The sequence below is a fragment of the Anaerococcus nagyae genome (assembly GCF_040364225.1).
Taxonomy (GTDB): domain Bacteria; phylum Bacillota; class Clostridia; order Tissierellales; family Peptoniphilaceae; genus Anaerococcus; species Anaerococcus nagyae.
This window is the reverse complement of the sequence record NZ_AP031484.1, coordinates 1,257,696-1,279,846: the sequence shown is the minus strand read 5'-3', so window position 1 is coordinate 1,279,846 and position 22,151 is coordinate 1,257,696. Positions and strand designations below refer to the sequence as shown.

The window sequence follows — 22,151 nt, the reverse complement described above, 5'->3', positions numbered from 1 at the left end:
TAAAATGAAACAGAATAAATTATTATCTTTTGTTATTTTTGCGATATTGGTTATTTTTCCAAGTACTTCTTTTGCAGCTAATCAAAATAAAATAGTAGGACTAGACGATAATGTAGAAAGTTATCTAATAGGGGATGAAAAAACAGGCGATATTTACTATGAAAAAAATGTTGATAAACCTCATCCTATGGCATCTTTAAGTAAGCTAATGACATATTTACTTACTAAAGAGGCTATAGATGAAGGAAAAATTAGCCTAGATGATAAGGTTACAGTTAGTAAAGAGGCTGCCGAATTTAATAGTTGGGAGTACTCAGCATTAGGCCTTAAAGAAGGGCAAGTTTTTACTGTGGAAGAATTACTACAAGGGCTAATGGTCGTAAGTGGCAATGATTGTGCTTATCAACTTGCGGTGACTGTGGATGACTCTGAAGCAGAATTTGCCAGAAGCATGAATATGAAAGCATCAAAGCTTGGATTAGATAGTCAAGTTTACTATAACGCTAGCGGAGTACAGACGGAAGAAGGCCAAGAGAATTCTTCTTCTGCAAAAGATTTATTTAAGCTAAGTCAATATATTATAAAAAAATATCCAGAAATATTAGAATATGCAAAAGTGCGTGAGATTGTTGATCCTAAGCATGATATAAAAGTAGCAAGTACAATTCCTCTTGTAGGGGAGATTCCAGGTGTAGATGGCCTTAAAACAGGAACTACGGATGATGCAGGAGCTTGTTTGATATCTACAGTGAATATGAAAGAAATTGACAGTAAAGATGATTTTAGAACTATAGGAGTCATAATGGGTGCTGATCAAAAGAATACTAGAAATAGTGTTATGAGTGATCTAATATATTATGTCAGTAGGTATTATGATTCAAAAAGTGTTCTTGATAAAAATGTAGCTGTTGATTCTATAAAGATAAATACAGCAAGTCAGGGGTACATAGATATATATCCAGCTGAAGACGTAAATATTATTTTAAAAGATGGTCAAAATCCATCAATAAAGTATAATATAAAAGATGACATCAAAGCGCCAATAAATAAAGGTCAAGAATTAGGACAAGCTATCGTTACTTATGGAGATGATGAATATAAGGTTGCCCTAGTTTCAAATACAGATTTAAAAGAGGCTTCTTTATTTTCAAGAATTATAAGAACAGGTCAAGATGCAGCAAACTTTTTACTCAAGCTTGTTATTGCAAGGTAAGGATTGTAGGTCAATATTGTAGTATTAAGACTGCATAAATTCTTTCAGATTCTTTAAGTACGCTGGAAGAGGTAAAATTTGAGGCTGTGTTCTGAGTGTGATTTTTAAGTTCACAGCTAAAAATTGTGTCTACGGATTTCTAATTAGTTCTCCATTTTTTGTGGTATTCCTTACTTATAGTACAGAGGTTCGCTAGTAAATCGGATTAGGCTTTATAGGTTTCAGTAGCTCAGCTGGATAGAGCACCGCCCTCCTAAGGCGGGTGTCGGAGGTTCGAATCCTCTCTGGAACACCAGTAAAACTGATTGAATGCTTAGATTTCAATGATTTGTAATTTGTTTATGGGTAATATGTGGGTGATTCTTGCATATTACCTCTTTTTATTGCAATAAAAAAGGATATTTATGACTGATATTATTAATAATTTTACTGAAGATGATTATTTTTTTATGAATGAAGCTTTATATGAAGCTCGTCTTGCTAGATTTATTGAAGAGGTGCCAGTGGGATGCGTTATTGTTTATAAAGGGAAAATTATTGGACGTGGCCATAATTTTACTTATAAAGGCAAGTCTGCCCTAAAGCATGCAGAAATAATTACTATAGATCAAGCTAGTAAGTTTATGGATGATTTTAGGCTAGAAGAATGCACTATGTATATCACTATGGAACCATGTTCTATGTGTGCAGGGGCTATTATTAATTCTAGAATAGATAGGCTTGTTATTGGTCTTTCTGATTATAAGAGAGGAGCTTGTGGATCTTATACAAATGTTACAGGTGATAGGGGTCAACTTCATTATATTGATGCAGAATTTGGCTTAATGAAAGAAGAAGCAAAGTATGAGCTTCAAACATTTTTTAAAATGCTTAGAAAAAGAAGCAAAGAAAAAAAGAAGCTTAAATCTAAGATTTAAACTTCTTTTTATTTTGGTAAGTCTGCTATAAATTGCCATCCTATATCATACTTATCTACCAAGAAGGTAGTAAGTAATTTACTATTTACCTTTTGCGGTTCCATTATTACACGGGAATCTTTTCTAAAATTCATATAGGACTTATATAAATCATCTGCACTTGTTTCTATTACTATCTTTACATTATTTCCATTGCTTAGGTTTTCATCTATAGTTGTATCCTGCATGTAAATTTTGTTGCCGTATATTTCTAAATAAGTAAGATAAATTCTATTTTTTATTTTTTCCGGATGTTTAAATTCCTTGAAGTCACTATATTTAAAAATTGTTTTAGGTTTTTCTAAATCAAATACTTCACAATAGTAATCTACTGCATCCAAACATTCACCATTTTTAAAAGTAATTCCAACTGCCATTCCTACTCCTTTTTCTTTTCATACATAAGAATATCATTTATAGATATCTAATTCAATATGTTAAAACGTTATTATTTAAAAGTATATAATTTTGTTTGCTACAATCTCTAAATTTATGTAGATTATAGTATAATAATTTTATATAAGTAACAAAATAGTTAGGAGTTTAGCATGAAAATAACTTTATTAAATCCTTTAGAAGTAAAAGAAGAGATAATATTAGATAATAAAAATAAATTAGAAGAAATGGGTCATGAATTTGATTACTATGATTCTTTAGCAAAAGATGATGATGAAATAATTGAAAGATTAAAAGATAGTGATATAGCTATAATTACAAATAAGCCATTAAGTGCAAATGTAATAGATAATTGTCAGAATCTAGAAATGATTGATGTTGCCTTTACTGGAGTAGATCACGTGGATTTGGATGCAGTAAAGAAGAATGGCATAACTTTATTAAATGCAAGTGGTTATTCTGATGATTCTGTAGCAGAACTTGTAATTGGCTTAATTATAGCAGTTATGAGAAAGTTTAATGAAAATAAAGAAAATATTTTTGAAGATACAAATAATTCATTAATGGGAGAAACATTAAAAGGCAAAAAAATTGGAATAATTGGTACAGGTAATATAGGTATCAAGCTTATAGAATTATTAAAAGTATTTGGTTGTGATATTTTAGCATATTCTAGAACGGAAAAAGAAGATGTAAAAGCTATGGGCGTAAGCTACGTAGACTTAGATACTTTACTTAAAGAATCAGATGTTGTTTCTTTACACATACCAAATAATAATGAAACTAAGGGATTTTTAGGAAAAGATGAGCTTGATAAGATGAAAGATAATGCTATTCTTATAAATTGTGCAAGAGGACCAGTTGTGGATAATGATTATCTTGCAAAGCTATTAAATGAAGATAAGCTACGTGCTGGTATTGATGTATTCGATATGGAACCACCTCTTCCAAAAGACTATTCATTAAGAAATGCTAAGAATGTAATATTAACAAATCATGTTGCTTTTTATACAAAAGAAGCTATGGAAAATAGAGCTAAAATAGTTTTTGATAATATATATAAATATCTTGATGGCAATGTCATCAATGAGATCAAACTATGAATGAGGTAAAGATTATTGCTATAGCAGGTGGGTCTGCTTCTGGAAAATCATCTATTGTAAAATATATAGATGATTATTTCAAAGACGACTTGACAGTTATAGGTCATGATAACTATTATAAGGCTCATGATGATATTAATTTTGAACAAAGATCAAAGCTTAATTATGACTATCCTGGAGCCTTCGATAATGATCTATTTTATAAGGATTTAGTGAAATTACAAGCTGGTAAATCTATAAAAATGCCTACTTATGATTATAGAATTCATACTAGAAGTAGCGAAACAGTAACTATTAATCCTACTAAAATTATTTTAATAGAAGGTATTTTAGTTCTAGAAGATAAAAGAATTAGAAATATAACTGATACCAAAGTGTTTATAGATGCAGATAGTGATGTAAGGCTTCAAAGACGAATCCTAAGAGATACTAAAGAACGTGATAGATCTTTAGAATCTGTCCTTGAACAATTTATAAAGCAAGTTAAGCCTATGCATGAAAAATATGTAGAGCCTACTAAAAAATATGCCGATATTATAATACCGCGTGGAGCAAAAAATACTAAGGGTATAGAAATACTTACAAGGCATATTACTGATATGATAGAGGATTAATAATGGAAATAAATATTTTTGAAACAGACCATGAGGCTATAGAAAACTATATAGCGGGTTTTTCTAGTAATGGTCATGAACTTTTTGGTCCTATTGCTTATAAAGATGGTTATATATTTAGAGTGTATGCTCCTAATGCAGATAGAATGTATATTAAGGGCGATTTTACAGGATGGGATATCCATGAAATGATTAAAAACCCAGAGTACGGATATTTTTATATATTTGAAAATGCTAAAGTTGGAGATTATTATAAATTAGTAGTAGTAAAAGATAATCAGTGGGTTGAACACACTGATCCTTTTGCAAGAGCTATGGACTTAGAGGGAGACTTTGCTTCACTAATTGTAGATGAATCATATGAATTTTCCGACTCAGACTTTATAAAAAATAGAAACAAGAATTTTGATAAGCCTATGAATATTTATGAGATTCATATGGGAAGTTGGTTGAGATTGTCTGATAGGGTCAATTTTTTAGATATAGTAGATAAGCTTATAGATCATATAAAAAAAATGAACTATACTCATGTAGAAATAATGCCAGTTACAGAGTATCCATTTTATCCGTCTTGGGGTTATCAATCAACAGGATTTTTTGCAACTTCCTCCAGATATGGTAAACCAGAGGATTTAAAAAAATTTGTAGACCTTATGCATCAAAATGGTATAGGAGTTATTCTTGATGTAGTAGCTGTTCATTTTGCGAATGACTATTATGGGCTAAAGATGTTTGACGGAACTCATATGTATGAGTCCTCATATGAAGATTTAACATACTCAGAATGGGGGTCAATTAATTTTGATTATTCCAAAGGTCATGTAAAAAGCTTTATGAAATCTTCATTTGCTTATTGGATTGATAACTTTCACTTAGATGGAATTAGAGTAGATGCTGTAAGTTATATGATTTATTATAATGGTAACGAAAATCGTGGTATCCATGATGATAATATAAATTTTATAAGTGATTTAAATAAAACGCTAGAAATTGCATATCCAAGTGTTATGCGTATAGCAGAAGATTCATCAGCTTATCCAGGAGTGACCCATCCTGTAGAAGATGGCGGATTAGGATTTGATTATAAGTGGGATTTAGGCTGGATGAATGATACAATAAAATACTTTGAAGTTGATTCTTATAATCGCTCAATGTATCATAGTAAGGTGACTTTTTCTATGTTCTATTTTTATAATGAGAAATTCTTACTACCACTGAGTCATGATGAAGTAGTGCATCTTAAAAAGCCTATGATAAATAAAATGTTTGGATCTTATGAAGATAGATTTAAGGAGCTTAAAGTTTTAAATACTTATCAAATGACTCATCCTGGTAAAAAATTAAACTTTATGGGAAACGAAATAGCTACATTTGATGAATGGAATGAGAATGAGAGTATTAATTGGAACATACTTAATTATCCAACTCATGATGACTTTAATAGGTATCTAAAAGACTTGAATTATCTTTACAAAGAAAATAAAGCTTTTTATGCTAATGATTATAAAGAGGATGGTTTCAAATGGACTGTAGTAGATGATGCTAATACTTCTGTTTTTGCCTATGAAAGATATGCAGAAAATTCTAGATTTTTAGTAGTACTAAATATGGCAAATATGTATCATGGTGCGTATGAATTCCCTTTTGATGAAGATTTAGAATTTATTGAAAAAATAAATAGCTTTGCGCCAAAATATGGTGGAGCTAAGGTGGATTATAGACAAATAGAAATTGAGAAAGGAGAAGTTCTTAAACTGGAGCTTTGGGAATATGAAGCTTGCATTTTTGAGATAAAAGAAAAAAATGAAAAAACCAATTAATTTATCTTGGTTAGTTGAAAAATGGACCCTTCTAGATGAGGATTCATATTTAAAGTCTATATGGATTAACACAGAAAGTTTAGATTTTATAAGAATTAATCAAGGTCAAACTGAAGAAGATATAATGGAAAATTATATAGATATAGATAATGATATAGAACATTATGTGCTTATGCCTGATAGAAAATCTTTAGATCAATCAAAATTACGTGAAGCATTCATAGAAACCTTAGATAGATATGAAAAAGATCAATTTATAGACGATATAGAAGGATATTCTCCCCATGAGGAGTTTAAGGATGCAGTGTATTCTTTAGGCTTAGAAGAAAAATATAATGACTTTAGAAATAAAGTCGTTGCTAATATACTCCTTTACTGGGCAGATGATGAAGGCATACAAATTAAAAAGGATATGGAAACCATAAATATAAATAAAATATGAATTTTAAAAAAATTATTACTTGCTTAGCACTAATGCTAAGTCTAGCTGCGTGTAAAACAAATGATATTTCAAAAGTAGATGAAAATAATAAAGTATCTATTAGTGAAAATAAAACTAGTAAGAAAGTATTAAAAAGTGAAGATAAATCTGATGGAACTTCTGATGAATTAATAAAGTATGATACTGTTTATTATGATTATTTTGATACTGTTACTACATTTGCTGCATACACTAAAGATGAAAAAGAATTTGAAAAGTATAAGGAAGTTTTAGAAAAAAACCTTAAGAAATATAATGAACTTTACAATACCTATGATAGTTTTGATGGAGTAAATAATATTAGTACTATTAACAAAAATGCAGGCAAAAAGCCAGTTAAAGTTGATAAAGATATTATTGAGCTATTGGAATTTTGTAAAGATTTTTATGACAAATCAGACGGAAAAATTAATATAGCTCTTGGTAGCCTTATAAAAGTATGGCATAATGAAAGAGAATTAGCTATAGCAAATCCTAAAAAGGCAGAATTACCTAAAAAGGAGTTGTTGGAAGAAGCTGCTAGTCATAATGATATAGATAAGATTATTATAGATAAGGAAAATAGCACAGTATTTATAGAGGATCCAGATATACAAATAGATGTTGGTGCAATAGGTAAAGGATATGGATTAAAGAAAATAGAAGAAAATCTTAGAAAAGAAGGTTTAAATCATGCTATACTTTCTATAGGTGGAGATGATGTTCTAATTGGAGATAATCCTACTAAGGAAAATGGAGAGTTTAAAATAGCCATTCAGAATCCAGATCTTTCCGCAGAAGATCCGTATTCAAGTATAATTAACCTAAAAGATACGACAGTAGTAACGAGTGGGGATTACCAAAGATTTTTTAAGGTTGATGGAAAAGTATATCATCATATCATAGATCCAGATACTCTTTATCCGTCACAATATTTTAAATCAGTATCAGTTATTCACAATGATATAGCTCTAGCTGACGCACTTAGTACCTATTTATTTATTGTTGATGTACAAACAGGTAAAAAGATAGCGGAAAAATATGGAGCAGAAGTATTCTGGATTGATAATGATTTTAATGAATATCGTACAGATGGATACAAAAATATAGAAGATTAATCGGGAGGGTTCCCGATTTTTTATTTATGCTTATAATTTGATATAATAATAAAGGTAATGGAGGGGAAATGAAAAATTTAGCTTTTGATAATGATAAATATATAAAATTACAATCAGAAAAGATCCTTGAAAGAATTAGCCATTTTGATAAACTCTATCTAGAATTTGGTGGCAAACTTTTTGATGATGAACACGCCGCAAGAGTTCTACCTGGTTTTAAGCCAGATAGTAAACTAGAAATGCTTGATAATATAAAAGATAGAACAGAAATTCTAATCACTATAAATGCTAATGATATAGAATTTAACAAAATTAGAGGAGACAGTGGTATCTCTTATGAAACCGAGAGTATAAGACTTAAACAATCATTTGAACAAAAAGGATTTTTTGTAAGTTCTATTATAATAACTCAGTTTAATTACCAAGAAAAGGCTATGAGGTTTGAAAAGTATCTTGATAATCTATCAATTAATCATTATAGAACTTATGATATTAAAGGATATCCAAATGATATAAGTCACATATTATCAGATGAAGGTTTTGGAAAGAATGACTATGTAAAGACACAAAGAGAATTGGTAGTAGTAACAGGTCCAGGTCCTGGTTCTGGTAAAATGGCTACTTGTCTTTCCCAAATGTATCTAGACAACGAAAATGGTAAGAGATCCTCTTATGCAAAGTTTGAAACTTTTCCTATATGGAATCTAGGGCTTATGCATCCAGTAAATATAGCTTATGAAGCTGCTACTGCAAACTTAAATGATGTGAATATGATAGATCCATATCACTTAGAAGCTTATGGAAAGCTTGCAGTAAATTATAATAGAGATGTAGAAGCATTTCCTGTATTAAAAAGAATGTTAGAAAAAATTATGGGAGAAGCACCTTATTCATCACCAACTGATATGGGTGTTAATATGGCTGGTTTTTGCATAGTTGATGAAGATGTTGCAATAGAAGCTAGTAAAGAAGAAATTATAAGAAGATACTATAATTCTTTAGTTGATTATAGATTTGCCAAAGAGTCTCATACAAGTGTAGAAAAAATTCAGACTCTTATGAGTAATCTTGACCTAAAAGCAGAAGATAGAAAAGTTGCAGTAAAGGCTCGTGAAAAAGAAAAATTAACAGGCAGAGAATCTTTTGCAATTGAATTAGAAGATGGCAGAATAATGAGAGGAAAAAAATCCGAATTATTCTCAGCACCAGCCGCTTGTATTTTAAATGCCCTTAAAAAACTTGGGAAAATTGATGATGATATCTTACTACTAAGCCCTCATATAATAGAACCAGTTTCAAATCTTAAAACAAAAGCATTAGGAGAAAACGAACCCTCCCTTTCAATAAATGAAATGTTAATAGCCCTTGCTATATCAGCAACAACAAATCCACTTACTCATATGGCTATAGAAGAGATTAAAAATCTTAAAAACCTAGACGCTCATAGCACAGTCATATTAAATGATAGTGAAAAAAGTGAACTAAGAAAACTAGGCTTGAATTTTACTCAAGATCCAGTTTTTACTGATGATAGTGGCTATTAAAAATTAAATTAAAAGAGACTAGAGTAAAGTTAACTCCAGTCTCTCACTTATTAGTATCATCGTATTCAATATAATTAAAGTACTTCTCAAGTTCGTTTAAATCTTCATTTTGATAAATCTCAACCATTTCTTCGCTCATGGAGTTTACCATATCTATAACAAATTTTCTAAGGCTTGTTTGTCCAAACATCTTATCTGAGAAATTTGCTTTAGCCTTTCTAACTGAGCTAGACTTAACTATTCTCTTAGCTAAATCAACCCCACTTAAGTCTTTTTTCTTTGTAAGATATCTTGAAAAGAAATCAAGCAAATCTCTCAAGTTATTGACCTTATGTTTCATATATTTATAAGTTAAATTTGAAGTCAGTCCTTTTGTTTGTATAAGATCATCAAAAAATTTATCCTTGCTTCCATCTTTTTCAAGTTTTATAGAACTAGTAAATTTATCAAAGGCCTCATTAACTTCATCAGCCACATAATTTAGCACGATATCTATAATATCATAATCTGGATTATTTAGGTTATCAATCATTTTAGAAACATATTTTGGTCTTTCTTCTTCTCCTAATGGCTTATATTGATAAATATAATTTGCAAAGTCATAAAAATTATTACCGTTTTTATCTATGGGCATTTGCCAAGCCTTATTTATTATTTTATCCCAATATTTGATGATATTATAAGGAATAAGTATTTTATCTTCAATTTGATCTAGGATTATATCAATAGCTTCTTCAATATTGCTTGCTTTTATGTGTAGGGTATTTTTTATAGCTCTAATTTTAAACTCATATTCACCATTGAGTTTTATTACATCTATCTTTCCTATATATCTTTTTAACACTGGAAACTTATCCTCTATTAGAGGAAAGACTATTTGATTCATATATCCATGGCTTGGGATATCTTTTTCTAAATAAGCACTTGCATATTTATTCGCTTCACTTTGGATATCAAAGTGAGTAAATTTTGGATTATTTGCTTGTATTCTGATGTAATTATGGAGGACGTCCATTAATGATAATTGCCTATTGATAGTGTAATTAATAGCATCATCTACAACTTCTATTTCATTTGCTAAATTTTTGTAGGTAAACTTTTTAATTAACTCAGTTTTTATATATACTTCATAAGCATTGTTTTCCTCCACCATATTAATTAGCTTAATATGTCTTATAGGTAGGGGGTAAGTTACAGTTGATCCTGTTTGAACATCATATATAACATTGCCCATTTCAGAAGTGTACTTTGCAGTACCATTTTCGTGTAGATGACCTGTAAATACAAACTTAACTCCATTATCTGCTAAAACTTCTATGGGTGTCTTATTATTTATCCTCGGATCGGCATCAATAAACTTTGTTCGCCATTCTTTAATTATAAATGGAGAAAAAACTAACTCTTGATTTCTAAAATTAGGAACTAAGGCATGGTGGGCCATTATAAATATTAAATCCTTGCGAGATTTGGCTTCTTCTATTTTTTCGACAGTCCAGCGCATTTGTTCTAATGTGACAGACCCTGGTATGTTTTCTCTACCATCTCTATTGTTTTGCTCTGTATCAGCTGAATAGATTGATGTGTCTAGGGATATTATTGTAAGACCGCTAGTATTTTCCTCGCTTGGTATCCTTGAAACATATGAGAAATACCCATGAGCATAGTAGCTATACTTTTTTTCTCTTTCATATTTTATATTGCTTCTGTATAAGTAATCTTTAAAAATATCTGAATCCTTATACATTTCTAATACATAAGGATTTTCATAAACAAATGAATATAGTTCATAAAATTCTTTTGGACTTATATTTTTCGTTTTATTATCTTTTTTAAAATCATAGGACTTATGGTTGTTAATGTCATGATTTCCAGGGATCATAAATATTTCACGATCATTTTTTTTATTTTTCCACTCGAGTAAATATTTTTTTACAATTTCATGAGATTTATATTCACCATCTTTTACTAAATCACCTGGTAAAAATATAAACTTACTTTCTACATTTTCTACCATGGATATAGCTTCTTTTAAGAGTGCCTCACTTTCAACTAGAAGTTTCCTGTCTATTTTTATTTCTTTTTTAAAATCTTCTGTATCAGCTATCAAATCATAGCTTAGCACGTGAGGATCGCTAATGATTGATATATCAAATTTATCTATACTTTGTAAATTCATCTTTACCTCTATATATTTTTACCTACAACTAGTATACCTGCATTTAAGTTTAGTTAAATAGTTGTATTATTTATACATGATTTTATAGAGTTATTTTTGTTGCAAAATATTATAAAAATAATTCTTGACAGTAAATTCTCCTGTGGTATACTTATCTTACATGAATAACAGTGATAAGAAGAGTACACAGATATTTTCTTATACAGAGAGGTTAGTATGCTGAGAATAATCATTGAAAGATCTGTGGAAGTGCATCTTTGAGTTTTATACCGAAAATAAGTAGGCTATAACGCTTGTACCCGTTAAGTACATTAAGGTTTTAAGATATTCTTAAAATAAATTAAGGTGGAACCACGATTACCTCGTCCTTTTAGGACGGGGTTTTTATATGTTCATGAAAAATATAGAAAGGAATAAGTAAAAGCATGAAAAATGTAAAAGTGCTTTCTTTAGCCCTAATTACTGGGATAAGTTTATCTGCCTGTAGCAATTCAAGTGCAGATACTAATAATACATCTATTAAACAAAGTACCAGCCATCATCAAATGCATGAAAAACATCATAATAATGAAGAAAATTCAGTAGATGATTTGCAAAAAGTAAACTTTATGGATGAGAACTTTGATATGAGTAAGATAGAACAACACAGTTGCTGTGATGAATAATACATTTAGGAGAGATTAATGAAAAATAACAAACTTATAGCTTTATTACTAGTAGGTAGCATAGCTCTTACAGGCTGTGTAAAGACAAATGAAAATGCTGATGATAAATCAAATAAAACTGAACAAACAGATACAAGTAAGACAAATGAAAATACTACTGATACAAATAAAAAGGATAACAAAGAATCAAAGGTAGCAAGCCTTGAAGAAGAACCAAGATATGGTACACCTGTAAAAATTGGATTTGACGGAGACTTATGTATAGCAGGTCAAAATCTTGCAGAGATTAATGGATATTTTAAAGAAAAAGGTGTAGAAGTAGAATTCGTTAATACAAAAACTGGTAAAGACGCTCTATCAAGTGGACAATTAGATGCTATGACAGGTGAGTTTGGATCATTAATAGTTCCCGCAACTAAAGGACTTAACTATGTATTCTCAACAGCATCTCACTCAGGATGCAAATCACTTTATGTACTTGATAAGAATAAAGATTTACAAAAAACAGCTGATCTAAAAGGAAAATCAGTTGCAGTAACTAACGGCATAGGAAATAGCGGACACAATACACTTTTAAGATTCTTAATACATGATAATATGAGTCCAGATGATGTAAATATAAAACCAGTTGATGCAGCAGCAGTTATACAATCCTTAAAAAGTGGGGAGATAGAAGGTGCAATTTTAGATGATCAATTTGCACAAGAATTCCTCAAAGATGGAACTATTAGGCCTATTAGATCTCTTACAACAGATGAAGATTTTGGTAAAGAAGTTTGCTGTGTAACAGCTTTTAACAAAGATTTTGTAGATAATAATCCAATGCTTGCTGAACTTGTAGCAGAAGCTATAGAAGAAGGTAATCAATATGCAGCTTCTAATCCAGAAGATGCTGTAAAAGTACTTCAAGAGAAAAACTTAGCTGAGGGAGACCCAGAAGTTGCTACAGATTTACTAAAAGCATATGATTATACTCTAACAAATGATGATGGAGAAACAACAATTAGAAGCTACTTTGACGATTACAAAGAACTTGATTTAATCGATCCTTCAAAATCTACAGATCAATTAGTCGAAGAACTTTGGAGACCATTAGGAAATGGAGAAGTTGAAGTAGTTAAGAATAAATAAGGAGAAGTAGATGGAAGAAAATAAAAGCTCTAAAAAATCTAGAAGCTTTAAAAAGAGCAAATCTACAAATAATTTGACTAAAGAAGAGTTAATAAAGCTTGAGTCTAAACCGAGAAATAAGACTCATGATATTTTCAAATTAATTCTTCCTATTATAGCGGGGTTAATAGCTATATTTGAATATGTATATTTACCAGATCATAATTCAAGTGCTGTAAAGACTAATTTATATAATGGATTTTTGTGGATACTTCTTGCTATTTATGGTATAGTTTTACTTATTTCTTTTAAGAATGAAAATTTAAGAGATAGGCTTATTTATAAGTCACCTTTCTATACCTTTGTTTTTATCTTGCTTTTAATTTACGATGTGCTTACCTTAAAGACTGCTAAGCTTGACTTGCCATATTTCCCATGGATGGATATTATATTTAATTCTATGAAAGAAGATGCAAGCTTTTTGACAGATTCAGTTTTAAGCTCACTTAAATTATTATTTACTGGATACTTTATTGGTGCAATTTTAGGTATCATAACAGGTATACTTGCAGGATATTTTGATAAGGTTAATTACTGGGTAGATCCATTCTTAAAACTTTTAGGACCAATACCTACAACTACATGGCTACCAGTAGTAATGGTAATTGCTATTAACTTATTCCAAGGTGCAGTATTTATTATTCAGCTTGGAGTATGGTTTTCAACAACACTTGCAACAATTACAGGTATTCATAACGTAGATCCTTCATACTATGAAGCAGCTCAAACTTTAGGTGCTACAAATTCTGAGCTTGTAAGAAAAATTGCTATCAAATCAGCAACACCAAATATCTTCCAAGGTCTTATTGCAGGTATGTCAGCTGCTTGTAATGCTTTGATAGTTGCTGAAATGCTTGGTGTAGAAAGCGGACTTGGATGGTATATAACTTGGAAGAGCTCGTGGGCAGATTATTCTGCAATGTATGGAGCAATAATATTACTAGCTATAACATTCATATTGGTAAATATAATAATAAAGAAAATAAGTAAAAATGCACTAAAATGGAGAAGTGGAGGAGCTGTTAGATGAGTAAATTAGAATTTAATAATGTATCAAAATCATTTATTAGAAATGATAGCGACACAATTACTGATGCTCTTTCAGATATTAATTTTGAAATCCATGATGGTGAATTTGTAAGTATAGTTGGTCCTTCTGGTTGTGGTAAGTCTACAATACTAAGACTTATAGCAGGACTTATATTCCCGACAACAGGACAGATTAAACTTGATAATAAAGAGATAACAGGCCCATCTAGTGTAAGAGGTATGGTATTTCAAAAATCAACACTATTTCCTTGGCTTACAGTTGGGCAAAATGTTGGATTTTCTGGAAGTTTAAAAAATGAAGATAATATACCAGATGAAACTATAGATATGATGCTTAAGAAAATAGGACTTTATGATTTTAAAGATTCCTACCCATCAAATCTATCAGGAGGTATGGCACAAAGAGTTTCACTTATTAGGACACTTGTAAATAAACCAGAAGTTTTACTTCTAGATGAACCTTTAGGGGCATTAGATGCCTTTACAAGAATGAATATGCAAGATGAAATCTTAAACTTGTGGAATGAAGAAAAAAATATGGGAATTATGGTCACCCATGATGTTGATGAAGCTGTTTATATGTCAACGAAGGTAATAGTTATGGAGCCAAGGCCAGGAAGGGTAAAAAAAATAGTTCCTATTAATCTAGATTTTCCTAGAAATAGAACTAGCAAGGAGTTTACAGATTATAGAAATGAACTATTAAATATATTGGATATATAAATTTAAATTGTACTAAGGATGAAATTAAAACTTCATTACTTAGTGCATTTTTTTGTCTGATTTTAATTTATTATAAGTATATTCAATAAGTGGTACAAAAATCTAAGTATTTTATAATTTGCATTTACAAATAAATTATAAATTGATAGTTATTTAGTATAGAGTAAGATATAGAAGTTAACTATTCTTACATTGTCCAAATGAAAGCTTTATGCTAAAATTAAGTGAAAGGATTTTTATGAATATTACTAAGAATATTAATAAGATTATCAACATATTATTTGCTGTTTGCTTAATAAGTGTATTGGTAATCGTTTCATCCGATAGTTTGATATTGCTTTTAAGTATACCTATAATGCTTACTGCAGTAAATATAGACTACGAAAGGATTGAATTTTTATCCATTATAATAGCTGTAGCTTTAATTAGCTATTTATTTATAGATACTAAAAACCTAGTTTTGGAATTTGTTCCGATTATTTTGTTGACTCTTACTCTAATCATATTAAGCAAAATAAGTATTAGTGATAAGGGGCAGATTGCAATCAATTTCTTGATAGCTAGCATTATTTTTATAGGTATCTATAGGTACCAGATGGTAAATCAAGGTCTTGACTTAAAGTCTATGGCAGAAGACTTAAAAGAGATTTTTGAACAAAATGCAGATTATGCTATTGCAGATGAGACTTATGAATTATCTCTCGCAATGTATCCAGCTGTATTATCTAGCTTATCTTTAATTTATGCTGTAATTTCACTAAAGCTTGTTAGAAATTTTATGGCCTATAGGAATAAGGGTAAGGATATGTTAGCATTAAATAATCTAAGGCTTAGTAAAAAAGATGCTCTTATAATCATAGGATTTGCAGCTTTGATGGAGCTACTATTACCAACTATTTTTGCTATTAAGAAAGATTTTGTTATAGCAAATGTTATATGGATTATTGCAAGCATATTGCTTCTAAATGGTATGCTAGTATATGATTACATAATGAGAAGACGTAGATCTAGTTTATCTCGTGGTATGCAATGGTTTTTTGTTATAATATTTTTTTATTTTTTTGCAATAATGTTTATTGGATTTGGATTAGCTGATATATTTGTAGATTTTAGAGCAAGAAAGGAAGAAGTATGAAAGATAATAAAAAATCAAGATATGAGTATATAGTATATGTAATGATATTACCAGTTCTTACATCAATACTATTATTTTATTATAACCAAATGCTTGGTGCTATAGCCATACTTTCGTGTGGTTTACTTTATTTTTACTTACAAAAGCAACTTGACTATAACGAGAAGGCTATACAAAGATATGTGGATGAGGTTGATTTAAGTTTTGATAGTATAACCAAAAATTTGGTATTTGAAATGCCATTTCCAATTGCTGTATTAAATAATGGAAGAGATATTAAATGGCACAATGGTTATTTTAGAAATCTATTCCCCCAAGAAGATTTAGTTGGAGTAGATATTAGAAACCTTGCTGCTGATTTTAAGGATATTGATTTTACTGACAAGCAAGTTGTTCAGCCAATAAACATCCCTATAGATGGAAAAATCATGCAGTTTTATTTTACAAGTGTATTTAATGAAGGATTAAAAACAACTGAAACCTTTTTATATGGTTTGGATAACACTTATGATGAGTCTATTAAGCAGTTATTTAAGGATAAAAGACTAGTATTTTTTACGGTATTTTTAGATAATTACGAGGATTTGAGAAACTCAACAGATTCATTAAATAGACCACAAGTTTTAGGATCTATTGATAGAACTATTACAGAGTATTTCAAAAGATACAATGGTGTAGTTAGAAAATACGAAAATGATAGATTTATGGTTGTCATGGAATATCAACAGTACAAAAAAATCCACGATAATAAGTTTTCTATACTAGATGATGTTCGTGATATAGATTTTGGTAATACAATAAATCCTACTTTATCTATAGGTGTTGGAATTTCTGGTGCTAATCCTAACGAAATATACGATGATTCTAGGGTTGCAATAGATATAGCTCTATCACGTGGTGGAGATCAAGCAGTAGTAAAGCTTGAGGATAACTACGAATATTTTGGTGGTAAATCAAAAGCTACAGAGAAAACTAGCAAGGTAAAATCTAGGGTGATTTCCGGTGCTCTTAAGAGAATGATAAATTCATCTAGTGATGTATATATTATGGGTCACAATAATCCAGATATGGATTCTTTTGGATCATCACTTGGAGTTTATGAAGGTGTGAATTTTTTAGGAAAAGATGCCTACATTGTGTTAAATGAGGTTCCTCGTCAGATAGAAAATATGTATTCTAGTGCTACAAGTTCTTTAGAAGAATTATCAGAACATATATTGACAGAAGATCAAGCATTGGCACGAATTAAACCTTCATCATTAGTTGTAGTATGTGATAATCATAGAAAACATTCTACTGAAGCTCCAAGCCTTATAGAAAAGACAGATCAGATATTTATTATAGATCATCATAGGCGTGGTAATGATTATATTAAAAAAGCAACTATTTCTTATATAGAGCCTTACGCCTCAAGTGCATCTGAGCTTGTTACAGAAATATTAAATTATTTAGATGAGGACTTTAAGGCAAGGACATCTATAGCAGAATCATTGCTTGCAGGAATTACTGTTGATACTAAAAACTTTGTATATCAAACAGGTGTTAGAACCTTTGAAGCAGCTAGTATTTTAAAGCGCTGGGGTGCTGATACAGTATATATAAAAAGAATGTTTAAAGATGACTTTGAAATAATAAAATATAAGTCGGAAGTTATAGCAGATTCGAGTATAGTAAATGATATGATTGCCATAGCGCACTTTAACAGAGATATTGATGGATCAACCCTAATTGCAAGTCAGGCTGCTGATGATTTGCTCAATATAAAGGGAGTTAAGGCTTCATTTGTACTCACAAAAGCTAATAATAAAATCCACATTTCAGGTAGAAGCTTAGGCGATTTGTCGGTACAATTAATCCTAGAGCGTATCGGAGGTGGAGGCCATTTAACAGCTGCCGCTACCCAATTAGATATGAGCATGGAAAATGCCGAAAATATGCTTAAAAAAGCAATAATTGAATATTTAAGAGAGGAAGAAGAAGATGAAAGTAATACTAACAGATAATATTGTAAGAGTAGGTGTAAAAGGAGATTTAGTTGATGTAAAACCAGGATATTACAGAAACTACCTAAATCCACAAGGATTAGCTGTAGAAGCTAATAAAAAAAATATGGCTGAACTAGAAGAAATGCAAGCTAAGTTAAAAGAAGAAGAAGCACAAAATAGAAAAGAAGCTGAAGAATTAAAAGAAAAAATCGAAGCACTTACAATTACTCAAAAAGTAAATGTTGGAGAAGATGGAAAGCTATTTGGATCTGTAACAAATAAAGACCTTTCTGAAGCTTTAGCTGAACAAGGAATCGAAATAGATAGAAAAAGAATCGAAGGTGTTGAAACCATCGAAGGAACTGGTGAATTTAACCTAAACGTTAGACTTTATCCAGAAGTTAATGCAGATCTTAAAGTAGAAGTTGTAGCTGAGGTAGAATAGTGACAGAGGCTAGTAGGCCTCTACCATATGACTTCTTAGCAGAAAAAGCCATTATCGGAAGTATTCTAAAGAAAAATGAAACTTTCGATAGAGCAAATCAAATAATAAAACCTGTAGACTTTTATGATTCTAGGACACAGAGGATATATAAATCTATCATTACCATGATTGATAAAGACATCAAGGTAGATGAGGTGAGCTTGATATCCCAGCTTAGAAACGAAAACATATTACAAGAAGTTGGAGGGGAGGAGTTTATCACTGAGATTACCCTCTCCTCATTTTATACTCCAAATATCGATACATATGCAAAAACTGTAAAAGAAAAATCATTGCTTAGAAGTCTAATAGGGGCAAGTGAAGATATTATGGATGTAAGCTACAGGCAAAGTGAAGATGTTAGCTCCATTTTATCCATGGCTGAAAGTAAAATATTTGATATATCTCAAGATAAACTAAACGAAGGTCTTATAAAAGTAGGAGATACTCTAGAAGAAACTATCCAAGTTATCAACGAATTATCAATGAATGATGGTAACATTACAGGAGTTACTACAGGACTTGATACTATAGATAATAAGCTATCTGGTCTACAACCAGCGCAATTAATATTACTTGCTGCACGCCCTGCTATGGGTAAAACTGCACTTGGTCTTACTATGGCCTGGAATGCTGCAAAAGAAGATAAATCGGTTGCTTTTTTTTCACTTGAGATGAGTACCCTACAATTAAGCTATAGACTAATATCTATGGTTAGCATGATTGATCTGGAGCAAGTTATGAATGGTAGAATCAAGGATGATGAGTGGGAACTATTATTTCATTCTACACGTGAGATAGCAAGCAAAGATTTATATGTTGATGAAACACCGGGAATTACTTTATCAGAAATGAGATCAAAGCTTAAGAGACTAAAAGCTGAAAAAGGCCTAGATCTTGTAGTTATAGATTATCTACAATTAATGCAAGCAGATAGCCGTCAAGAAAATAGACAAAACGAAATCGCATCAATATCTCGTGGTTTAAAGAGCCTATCAAAAGAGCTTAATTGTCCAATATTATCGCTTGCTCAACTTTCCCGTGAGGCTGATAAAAGGGCAGACCATAAGCCAATCCTTTCAGATCTTAGGGAATCAGGTGCTATAGAACAAGATGCCGATGTAGTTATGCTATTATATAGGGAGGATTATTATGATGAGGAAGATAATCCAAACATTGCCAAGCTAATAGTAGCTAAACATAGAAATGGAGCTACTGGTACTCTAGATTTATTTTTTAATAAACCATGTACAACATTTAGAGATCTAAGCTTTAGGGAAGAAAATGTCTAGACAAACAAGAAGAGTATATATCGAAAAAATCACTCGTCAAACAGCAATGGAATTTAAAAATTGGGGGGGTTTTGATGATCCAAGACTTTCTGGCTATAACTATGGAAACTTAACAGATTTTGAGATCAACTTTTGGTTTAGTACTGTAACTACACCAAGAAAAAAGTATTTTGCTGTAAAAAAGGTAGATGACGATAGATTTATAGGATTTTTAGGGCTTAAAAACTATAATCCTATAACAAAAAGAGCGAAACTTGGTATAGTATTTGATCCTAATTATGTCTCAGATGGATATGGTTACGATGCAATGAGAGAACTTTTAGATTATTATTTTAATGAGATAAATTTTAAAGAGTTGATATTAGAAGTTAATCTTTTTAATAGTAGAGCAATTAAATTATATGAAAAATTGGGCTTTAAGGAAGATGGATATACAGAAGAAGTTTTCGAAAACCAAGATATAGACTACGACGATAGATTTTTTGAAATGGATCACGGCCTGATTTATTCAAAAATACTAAAGATGACTTTAACAAAGGATGATTATTATGAACTTTAAGATGCAAGATGTAAAATTAGATTTAGGAACTACAGCATTTGAAAATATGTTTTTAAATACTTATGTACAAATGGCTGATGGCGATGCGCTTAAAGTATATCTTTTAGTTTATAAAGACTTATACAATGAGGGGAAAGTCGATATAGGTAAGATAAAAAAACAACTATCTTTTACAGATGAAAAATTTAATGAGTGTATAGAGTTTTGGATCAATATGGGAATGTTTCGTCAAAAAATAGATAAATCTGGGAAAAAATATATAGAAATAGTATCCTTACGCCAATCATATTTTGGAGATAATACAAAATCATCTAATGAAATGAGTTTTGATAAGGCAAGTCGTAAAGCTATTATGTTTGATAATGTCGAAAGAATTATAGATAGAAGCTTAACTCCAGCAGATATAACCCGTATACAAGAAACACTATCTGAATATAATCAAGACCCAGAATTGGTAACAGAAGCTTTTAGACAAGCTAAAGAAGGTGGAAATATGGATGTTAAATATGTAATGGGATATTTAAAATCATGGAGAGATCAAGGTACTTTTACTCTTAATGATTTAAAAATTCATGAACAAAGACAAAAACTAAAAAGACAAAATTCCCCACGTCAATATAGGAAATCATCAAGCACAAATCAAACATCTAATAGCAAAAACTATGCTCAAAAAGCTAGAGAAGAACGCTTTAGAAGAATGCTAGAAGCGGAGGATAATAGTGAATCCTAATAAAAAAGCTAGCCAAATCTTGGCACGTCGTCGAGAAAAAGATAAAATTGATCAAGAAGATAGAATAAAGGAAGTTTATCAAAAAATTCCTACTATGGAATCTCTTGATAAGAATATTAAGGAATTAGGATACACTATTATAAAAGAAAACCTTAAAGGTAAAGATAGTAGAAATTTGGAAGATGAGCTAAAAAAACTTAGAGAATATAAAAAAAGCTTACTCATAGAAAATGGATTTGATAATGATTATATGGAAATAAGATATTTTCATGAAATTTGTAAAGATACAGGTTTTGTTGGAACTAAAATGTGCTCTTGTCGAAAACAGATTATAATTGATGAAAACTATAGTCAGTCAAATATCAGATCATTGCTTAGTAAAGAAAATTTTGATAACTTTGATGATAGCTTATTCTCAGATAATAATTTTGAAGGGTATCCTATAAGTCCTTATGAAAATATAAAATTTATCAAACGTCAATTAAAAAAATATATAGACAATTTTGAAAATCAAAATCAAAATATTTATATTTTTGGTGACGTGGGTCGTGGCAAGACTTATCTACTTAATTCTATAGCAAAGGAAATATTAGACAGAAATTACTCAGTCCTTTATATGACATCCTCAAGTATCTTTAAATTTCTAAATGATTATAATTGGGCTTTTGAGGAAGCTAGAGCAAAACATCAAGATCAATTTGACTTTATTTTAAATTGTGATTTACTTATTATAGATGACCTAGGTAGTGAAGCTTCTACTAAGAATGACGCTTCAAACTTATTTGAAGTAGTGAATTCTAGAATGATAGCAGAAAAACCAATAATATTTTCTACAAATTATGATGAATCCATGTTAGAGGATATGTATGGTCCTAGGATATTTTCTAGAATTGTAGGAAATAGCAAAGTATATGAAATTTTTGGAGAAGATTTAAGACTTAAAAATAGAAACTTTTGA

At 30.4% G+C, this 22,151-nt stretch carries 21 protein-coding genes, 1 tRNA gene and 1 other annotated feature; of the genes, 20 read left to right on the top strand and 2 right to left on the bottom strand.

Annotated features, from left to right (window positions below; genetic code table 11):
* Nucleotides 1-4 precede the first annotated feature (4 nt).
* The 3 genes from ABXG81_RS06260 to ABXG81_RS06250 all read left to right on the top strand — a co-directional run bounded on the left by ABXG81_RS06260 (nt 5) and on the right by ABXG81_RS06250 (nt 2,130).
* Nucleotides 5-1,213 (top strand): D-alanyl-D-alanine carboxypeptidase family protein, encoded by a 1,209-nt coding sequence (locus ABXG81_RS06260; RefSeq protein ID WP_353528558.1) that lies wholly within the window; start codon nt 5-7, stop codon nt 1,211-1,213.
* Nucleotides 1,214-1,431: 218 nt separating this feature from the next.
* Nucleotides 1,432-1,508 (top strand) — tRNA-Arg (locus ABXG81_RS06255).
* A gap of 109 nt (nt 1,509-1,617) precedes the next feature.
* Entirely contained in the window at nt 1,618-2,130 is a 513-nt protein-coding gene (locus ABXG81_RS06250) for a nucleoside deaminase (protein ID WP_117521220.1), read from the top strand.
* Between the two features lie 8 nt (nt 2,131-2,138).
* On the opposite strand, the gene ABXG81_RS06245 is transcribed toward ABXG81_RS06250, so the two are convergent.
* Entirely contained in the window at nt 2,139-2,546 is a 408-nt protein-coding gene (locus tag ABXG81_RS06245) for a hypothetical protein (protein WP_209813774.1), read from the bottom strand.
* A 171-nt stretch (nt 2,547-2,717) separates the two neighbouring features.
* On the opposite strand from ABXG81_RS06245, the gene ABXG81_RS06240 reads away from it, so the two are divergent.
* The 6 genes from ABXG81_RS06240 to ABXG81_RS06215 all read left to right on the top strand — a co-directional run bounded on the left by ABXG81_RS06240 (nt 2,718) and on the right by ABXG81_RS06215 (nt 9,224).
* Nucleotides 2,718-3,668 carry an NAD(P)-dependent oxidoreductase gene (locus ABXG81_RS06240; RefSeq protein ID WP_209813776.1) on the top strand — a complete coding sequence of 317 codons (951 nt, stop codon included), beginning with the start codon at nt 2,718-2,720 and terminating at the stop codon, nt 3,666-3,668.
* Complete coding sequence (gene udk, locus ABXG81_RS06235; RefSeq protein ID WP_117521227.1) at nt 3,665-4,282, top strand: uridine kinase; 618 nt, start codon at nt 3,665-3,667, stop codon at nt 4,280-4,282. Before ABXG81_RS06240 ends, udk begins: the two co-directional genes overlap by 4 nt.
* Nucleotides 4,283-4,284: 2 nt before the next feature.
* On the top strand, nt 4,285-6,102 hold the full coding sequence (glgB, locus tag ABXG81_RS06230; protein WP_353528556.1) for a 1,4-alpha-glucan branching protein GlgB: 1,818 nt from the start codon (nt 4,285-4,287) through the stop codon (nt 6,100-6,102).
* Entirely contained in the window at nt 6,086-6,544 is a 459-nt protein-coding gene (locus ABXG81_RS06225; RefSeq protein ID WP_117521231.1) for a UPF0158 family protein, read from the top strand. Before glgB ends, ABXG81_RS06225 begins: the two co-directional genes overlap by 17 nt.
* The gene (locus ABXG81_RS06220; protein WP_353528554.1) at nt 6,541-7,680 is read left to right on the top strand and encodes an FAD:protein FMN transferase; all 1,140 of its coding nucleotides are present in this window, start codon (nt 6,541-6,543) and stop codon (nt 7,678-7,680) included. Before ABXG81_RS06225 ends, ABXG81_RS06220 begins: the two co-directional genes overlap by 4 nt.
* A 68-nt stretch (nt 7,681-7,748) precedes the next feature.
* Complete coding sequence (locus ABXG81_RS06215; RefSeq protein ID WP_117521235.1) at nt 7,749-9,224, top strand: DUF1846 domain-containing protein; 1,476 nt, start codon at nt 7,749-7,751, stop codon at nt 9,222-9,224.
* A 43-nt stretch (nt 9,225-9,267) separates the two neighbouring features.
* Here ABXG81_RS06215 and ABXG81_RS06210 read toward each other — a convergent pair whose 3' ends face one another.
* A complete protein-coding gene (locus ABXG81_RS06210) occupies nt 9,268-11,400 on the bottom strand; it encodes a metallophosphoesterase (protein ID WP_353528552.1) in 2,133 nt (710 codons plus the stop codon).
* A 161-nt stretch (nt 11,401-11,561) separates the two neighbouring features.
* Nucleotides 11,562-11,773: a binding site (T-box leader), on the top strand.
* Between the two features lie 52 nt (nt 11,774-11,825).
* Between ABXG81_RS06210 and ABXG81_RS06205 the strand changes: the two genes are divergently transcribed.
* The 11 genes from ABXG81_RS06205 (at nt 11,826) to ABXG81_RS06155 (ending at nt 22,151) form a co-directional block, all read left to right on the top strand.
* On the top strand, nt 11,826-12,065 hold the full coding sequence (locus tag ABXG81_RS06205) for a hypothetical protein (protein ID WP_209813784.1): 240 nt from the start codon (nt 11,826-11,828) through the stop codon (nt 12,063-12,065).
* 18 nt (nt 12,066-12,083) lie between these two features.
* A complete protein-coding gene (locus ABXG81_RS06200; protein WP_353528550.1) occupies nt 12,084-13,196 on the top strand; it encodes an ABC transporter substrate-binding protein in 1,113 nt (370 codons plus the stop codon).
* Nucleotides 13,197-13,206: 10 nt separating this feature from the next.
* Nucleotides 13,207-14,265 (top strand): ABC transporter permease subunit, encoded by a 1,059-nt coding sequence (locus ABXG81_RS06195; protein WP_353528548.1) that lies wholly within the window; start codon nt 13,207-13,209, stop codon nt 14,263-14,265.
* Nucleotides 14,262-15,008 (top strand): ABC transporter ATP-binding protein, encoded by a 747-nt coding sequence (locus tag ABXG81_RS06190; protein WP_353528546.1) that lies wholly within the window; start codon nt 14,262-14,264, stop codon nt 15,006-15,008. The genes ABXG81_RS06195 and ABXG81_RS06190 overlap by 4 nt, the downstream gene beginning before the upstream one ends.
* 211 nt (nt 15,009-15,219) lie before the next feature.
* Nucleotides 15,220-16,143, top strand: a complete 924-nt coding sequence (locus ABXG81_RS06185; RefSeq protein ID WP_353528544.1) for a hypothetical protein — start codon at nt 15,220-15,222, stop codon at nt 16,141-16,143.
* On the top strand, nt 16,140-18,146 hold the full coding sequence (locus ABXG81_RS06180; protein ID WP_117521246.1) for a DHH family phosphoesterase: 2,007 nt from the start codon (nt 16,140-16,142) through the stop codon (nt 18,144-18,146). Before ABXG81_RS06185 ends, ABXG81_RS06180 begins: the two co-directional genes overlap by 4 nt.
* A complete protein-coding gene (gene rplI, locus ABXG81_RS06175; protein ID WP_353528543.1) occupies nt 18,124-18,573 on the top strand; it encodes a 50S ribosomal protein L9 in 450 nt (149 codons plus the stop codon). Before ABXG81_RS06180 ends, rplI begins: the two co-directional genes overlap by 23 nt.
* A complete protein-coding gene (dnaB, locus tag ABXG81_RS06170) occupies nt 18,573-19,904 on the top strand; it encodes a replicative DNA helicase (RefSeq protein ID WP_209813790.1) in 1,332 nt (443 codons plus the stop codon). Before rplI ends, dnaB begins: the two co-directional genes overlap by 1 nt.
* Nucleotides 19,897-20,463, top strand: coding sequence for a GNAT family N-acetyltransferase (locus ABXG81_RS06165; protein WP_353528540.1), 567 nt, complete (start codon nt 19,897-19,899; stop codon nt 20,461-20,463). The genes dnaB and ABXG81_RS06165 overlap by 8 nt, the downstream gene beginning before the upstream one ends.
* Entirely contained in the window at nt 20,453-21,193 is a 741-nt protein-coding gene (locus ABXG81_RS06160) for a DnaD domain protein (protein ID WP_209813792.1), read from the top strand. The genes ABXG81_RS06165 and ABXG81_RS06160 overlap by 11 nt, the downstream gene beginning before the upstream one ends.
* The gene (locus tag ABXG81_RS06155; protein WP_288222840.1) at nt 21,183-22,151 is read left to right on the top strand and encodes an ATP-binding protein; all 969 of its coding nucleotides are present in this window, start codon (nt 21,183-21,185) and stop codon (nt 22,149-22,151) included. The genes ABXG81_RS06160 and ABXG81_RS06155 overlap by 11 nt, the downstream gene beginning before the upstream one ends.

What these genes read in the sequence shown, in the direction of transcription:
- ABXG81_RS06260 (WP_353528558.1), top strand. Translation starts at nt 5, where the DNA reads ATGAAACAGAATAAATTATTATCTTTTGTTATTTTTGCGATATTGGTT.
- ABXG81_RS06250 (WP_117521220.1), top strand. Translation starts at nt 1,618, where the DNA reads ATGACTGATATTATTAATAATTTTACTGAAGATGATTATTTTTTTATG.
- ABXG81_RS06245 (WP_209813774.1), bottom strand. Translation starts at nt 2,546, where the DNA reads ATGGCAGTTGGAATTACTTTTAAAAATGGTGAATGTTTGGATGCAGTA.
- ABXG81_RS06240 (WP_209813776.1), top strand. Translation starts at nt 2,718, where the DNA reads ATGAAAATAACTTTATTAAATCCTTTAGAAGTAAAAGAAGAGATAATA.
- udk (WP_117521227.1), top strand. Translation starts at nt 3,665, where the DNA reads ATGAATGAGGTAAAGATTATTGCTATAGCAGGTGGGTCTGCTTCTGGA.
- glgB (WP_353528556.1), top strand. Translation starts at nt 4,285, where the DNA reads ATGGAAATAAATATTTTTGAAACAGACCATGAGGCTATAGAAAACTAT.
- ABXG81_RS06225 (WP_117521231.1), top strand. Translation starts at nt 6,086, where the DNA reads ATGAAAAAACCAATTAATTTATCTTGGTTAGTTGAAAAATGGACCCTT.
- ABXG81_RS06220 (WP_353528554.1), top strand. Translation starts at nt 6,541, where the DNA reads ATGAATTTTAAAAAAATTATTACTTGCTTAGCACTAATGCTAAGTCTA.
- ABXG81_RS06215 (WP_117521235.1), top strand. Translation starts at nt 7,749, where the DNA reads ATGAAAAATTTAGCTTTTGATAATGATAAATATATAAAATTACAATCA.
- ABXG81_RS06210 (WP_353528552.1), bottom strand. Translation starts at nt 11,400, where the DNA reads ATGAATTTACAAAGTATAGATAAATTTGATATATCAATCATTAGCGAT.
- ABXG81_RS06205 (WP_209813784.1), top strand. Translation starts at nt 11,826, where the DNA reads ATGAAAAATGTAAAAGTGCTTTCTTTAGCCCTAATTACTGGGATAAGT.
- ABXG81_RS06200 (WP_353528550.1), top strand. Translation starts at nt 12,084, where the DNA reads ATGAAAAATAACAAACTTATAGCTTTATTACTAGTAGGTAGCATAGCT.
- ABXG81_RS06195 (WP_353528548.1), top strand. Translation starts at nt 13,207, where the DNA reads ATGGAAGAAAATAAAAGCTCTAAAAAATCTAGAAGCTTTAAAAAGAGC.
- ABXG81_RS06190 (WP_353528546.1), top strand. Translation starts at nt 14,262, where the DNA reads ATGAGTAAATTAGAATTTAATAATGTATCAAAATCATTTATTAGAAAT.
- ABXG81_RS06185 (WP_353528544.1), top strand. Translation starts at nt 15,220, where the DNA reads ATGCTAAAATTAAGTGAAAGGATTTTTATGAATATTACTAAGAATATT.
- ABXG81_RS06180 (WP_117521246.1), top strand. Translation starts at nt 16,140, where the DNA reads ATGAAAGATAATAAAAAATCAAGATATGAGTATATAGTATATGTAATG.
- rplI (WP_353528543.1), top strand. Translation starts at nt 18,124, where the DNA reads ATGAAAGTAATACTAACAGATAATATTGTAAGAGTAGGTGTAAAAGGA.
- ABXG81_RS06165 (WP_353528540.1), top strand. Translation starts at nt 19,897, where the DNA reads ATGTCTAGACAAACAAGAAGAGTATATATCGAAAAAATCACTCGTCAA.
- ABXG81_RS06160 (WP_209813792.1), top strand. Translation starts at nt 20,453, where the DNA reads ATGAACTTTAAGATGCAAGATGTAAAATTAGATTTAGGAACTACAGCA.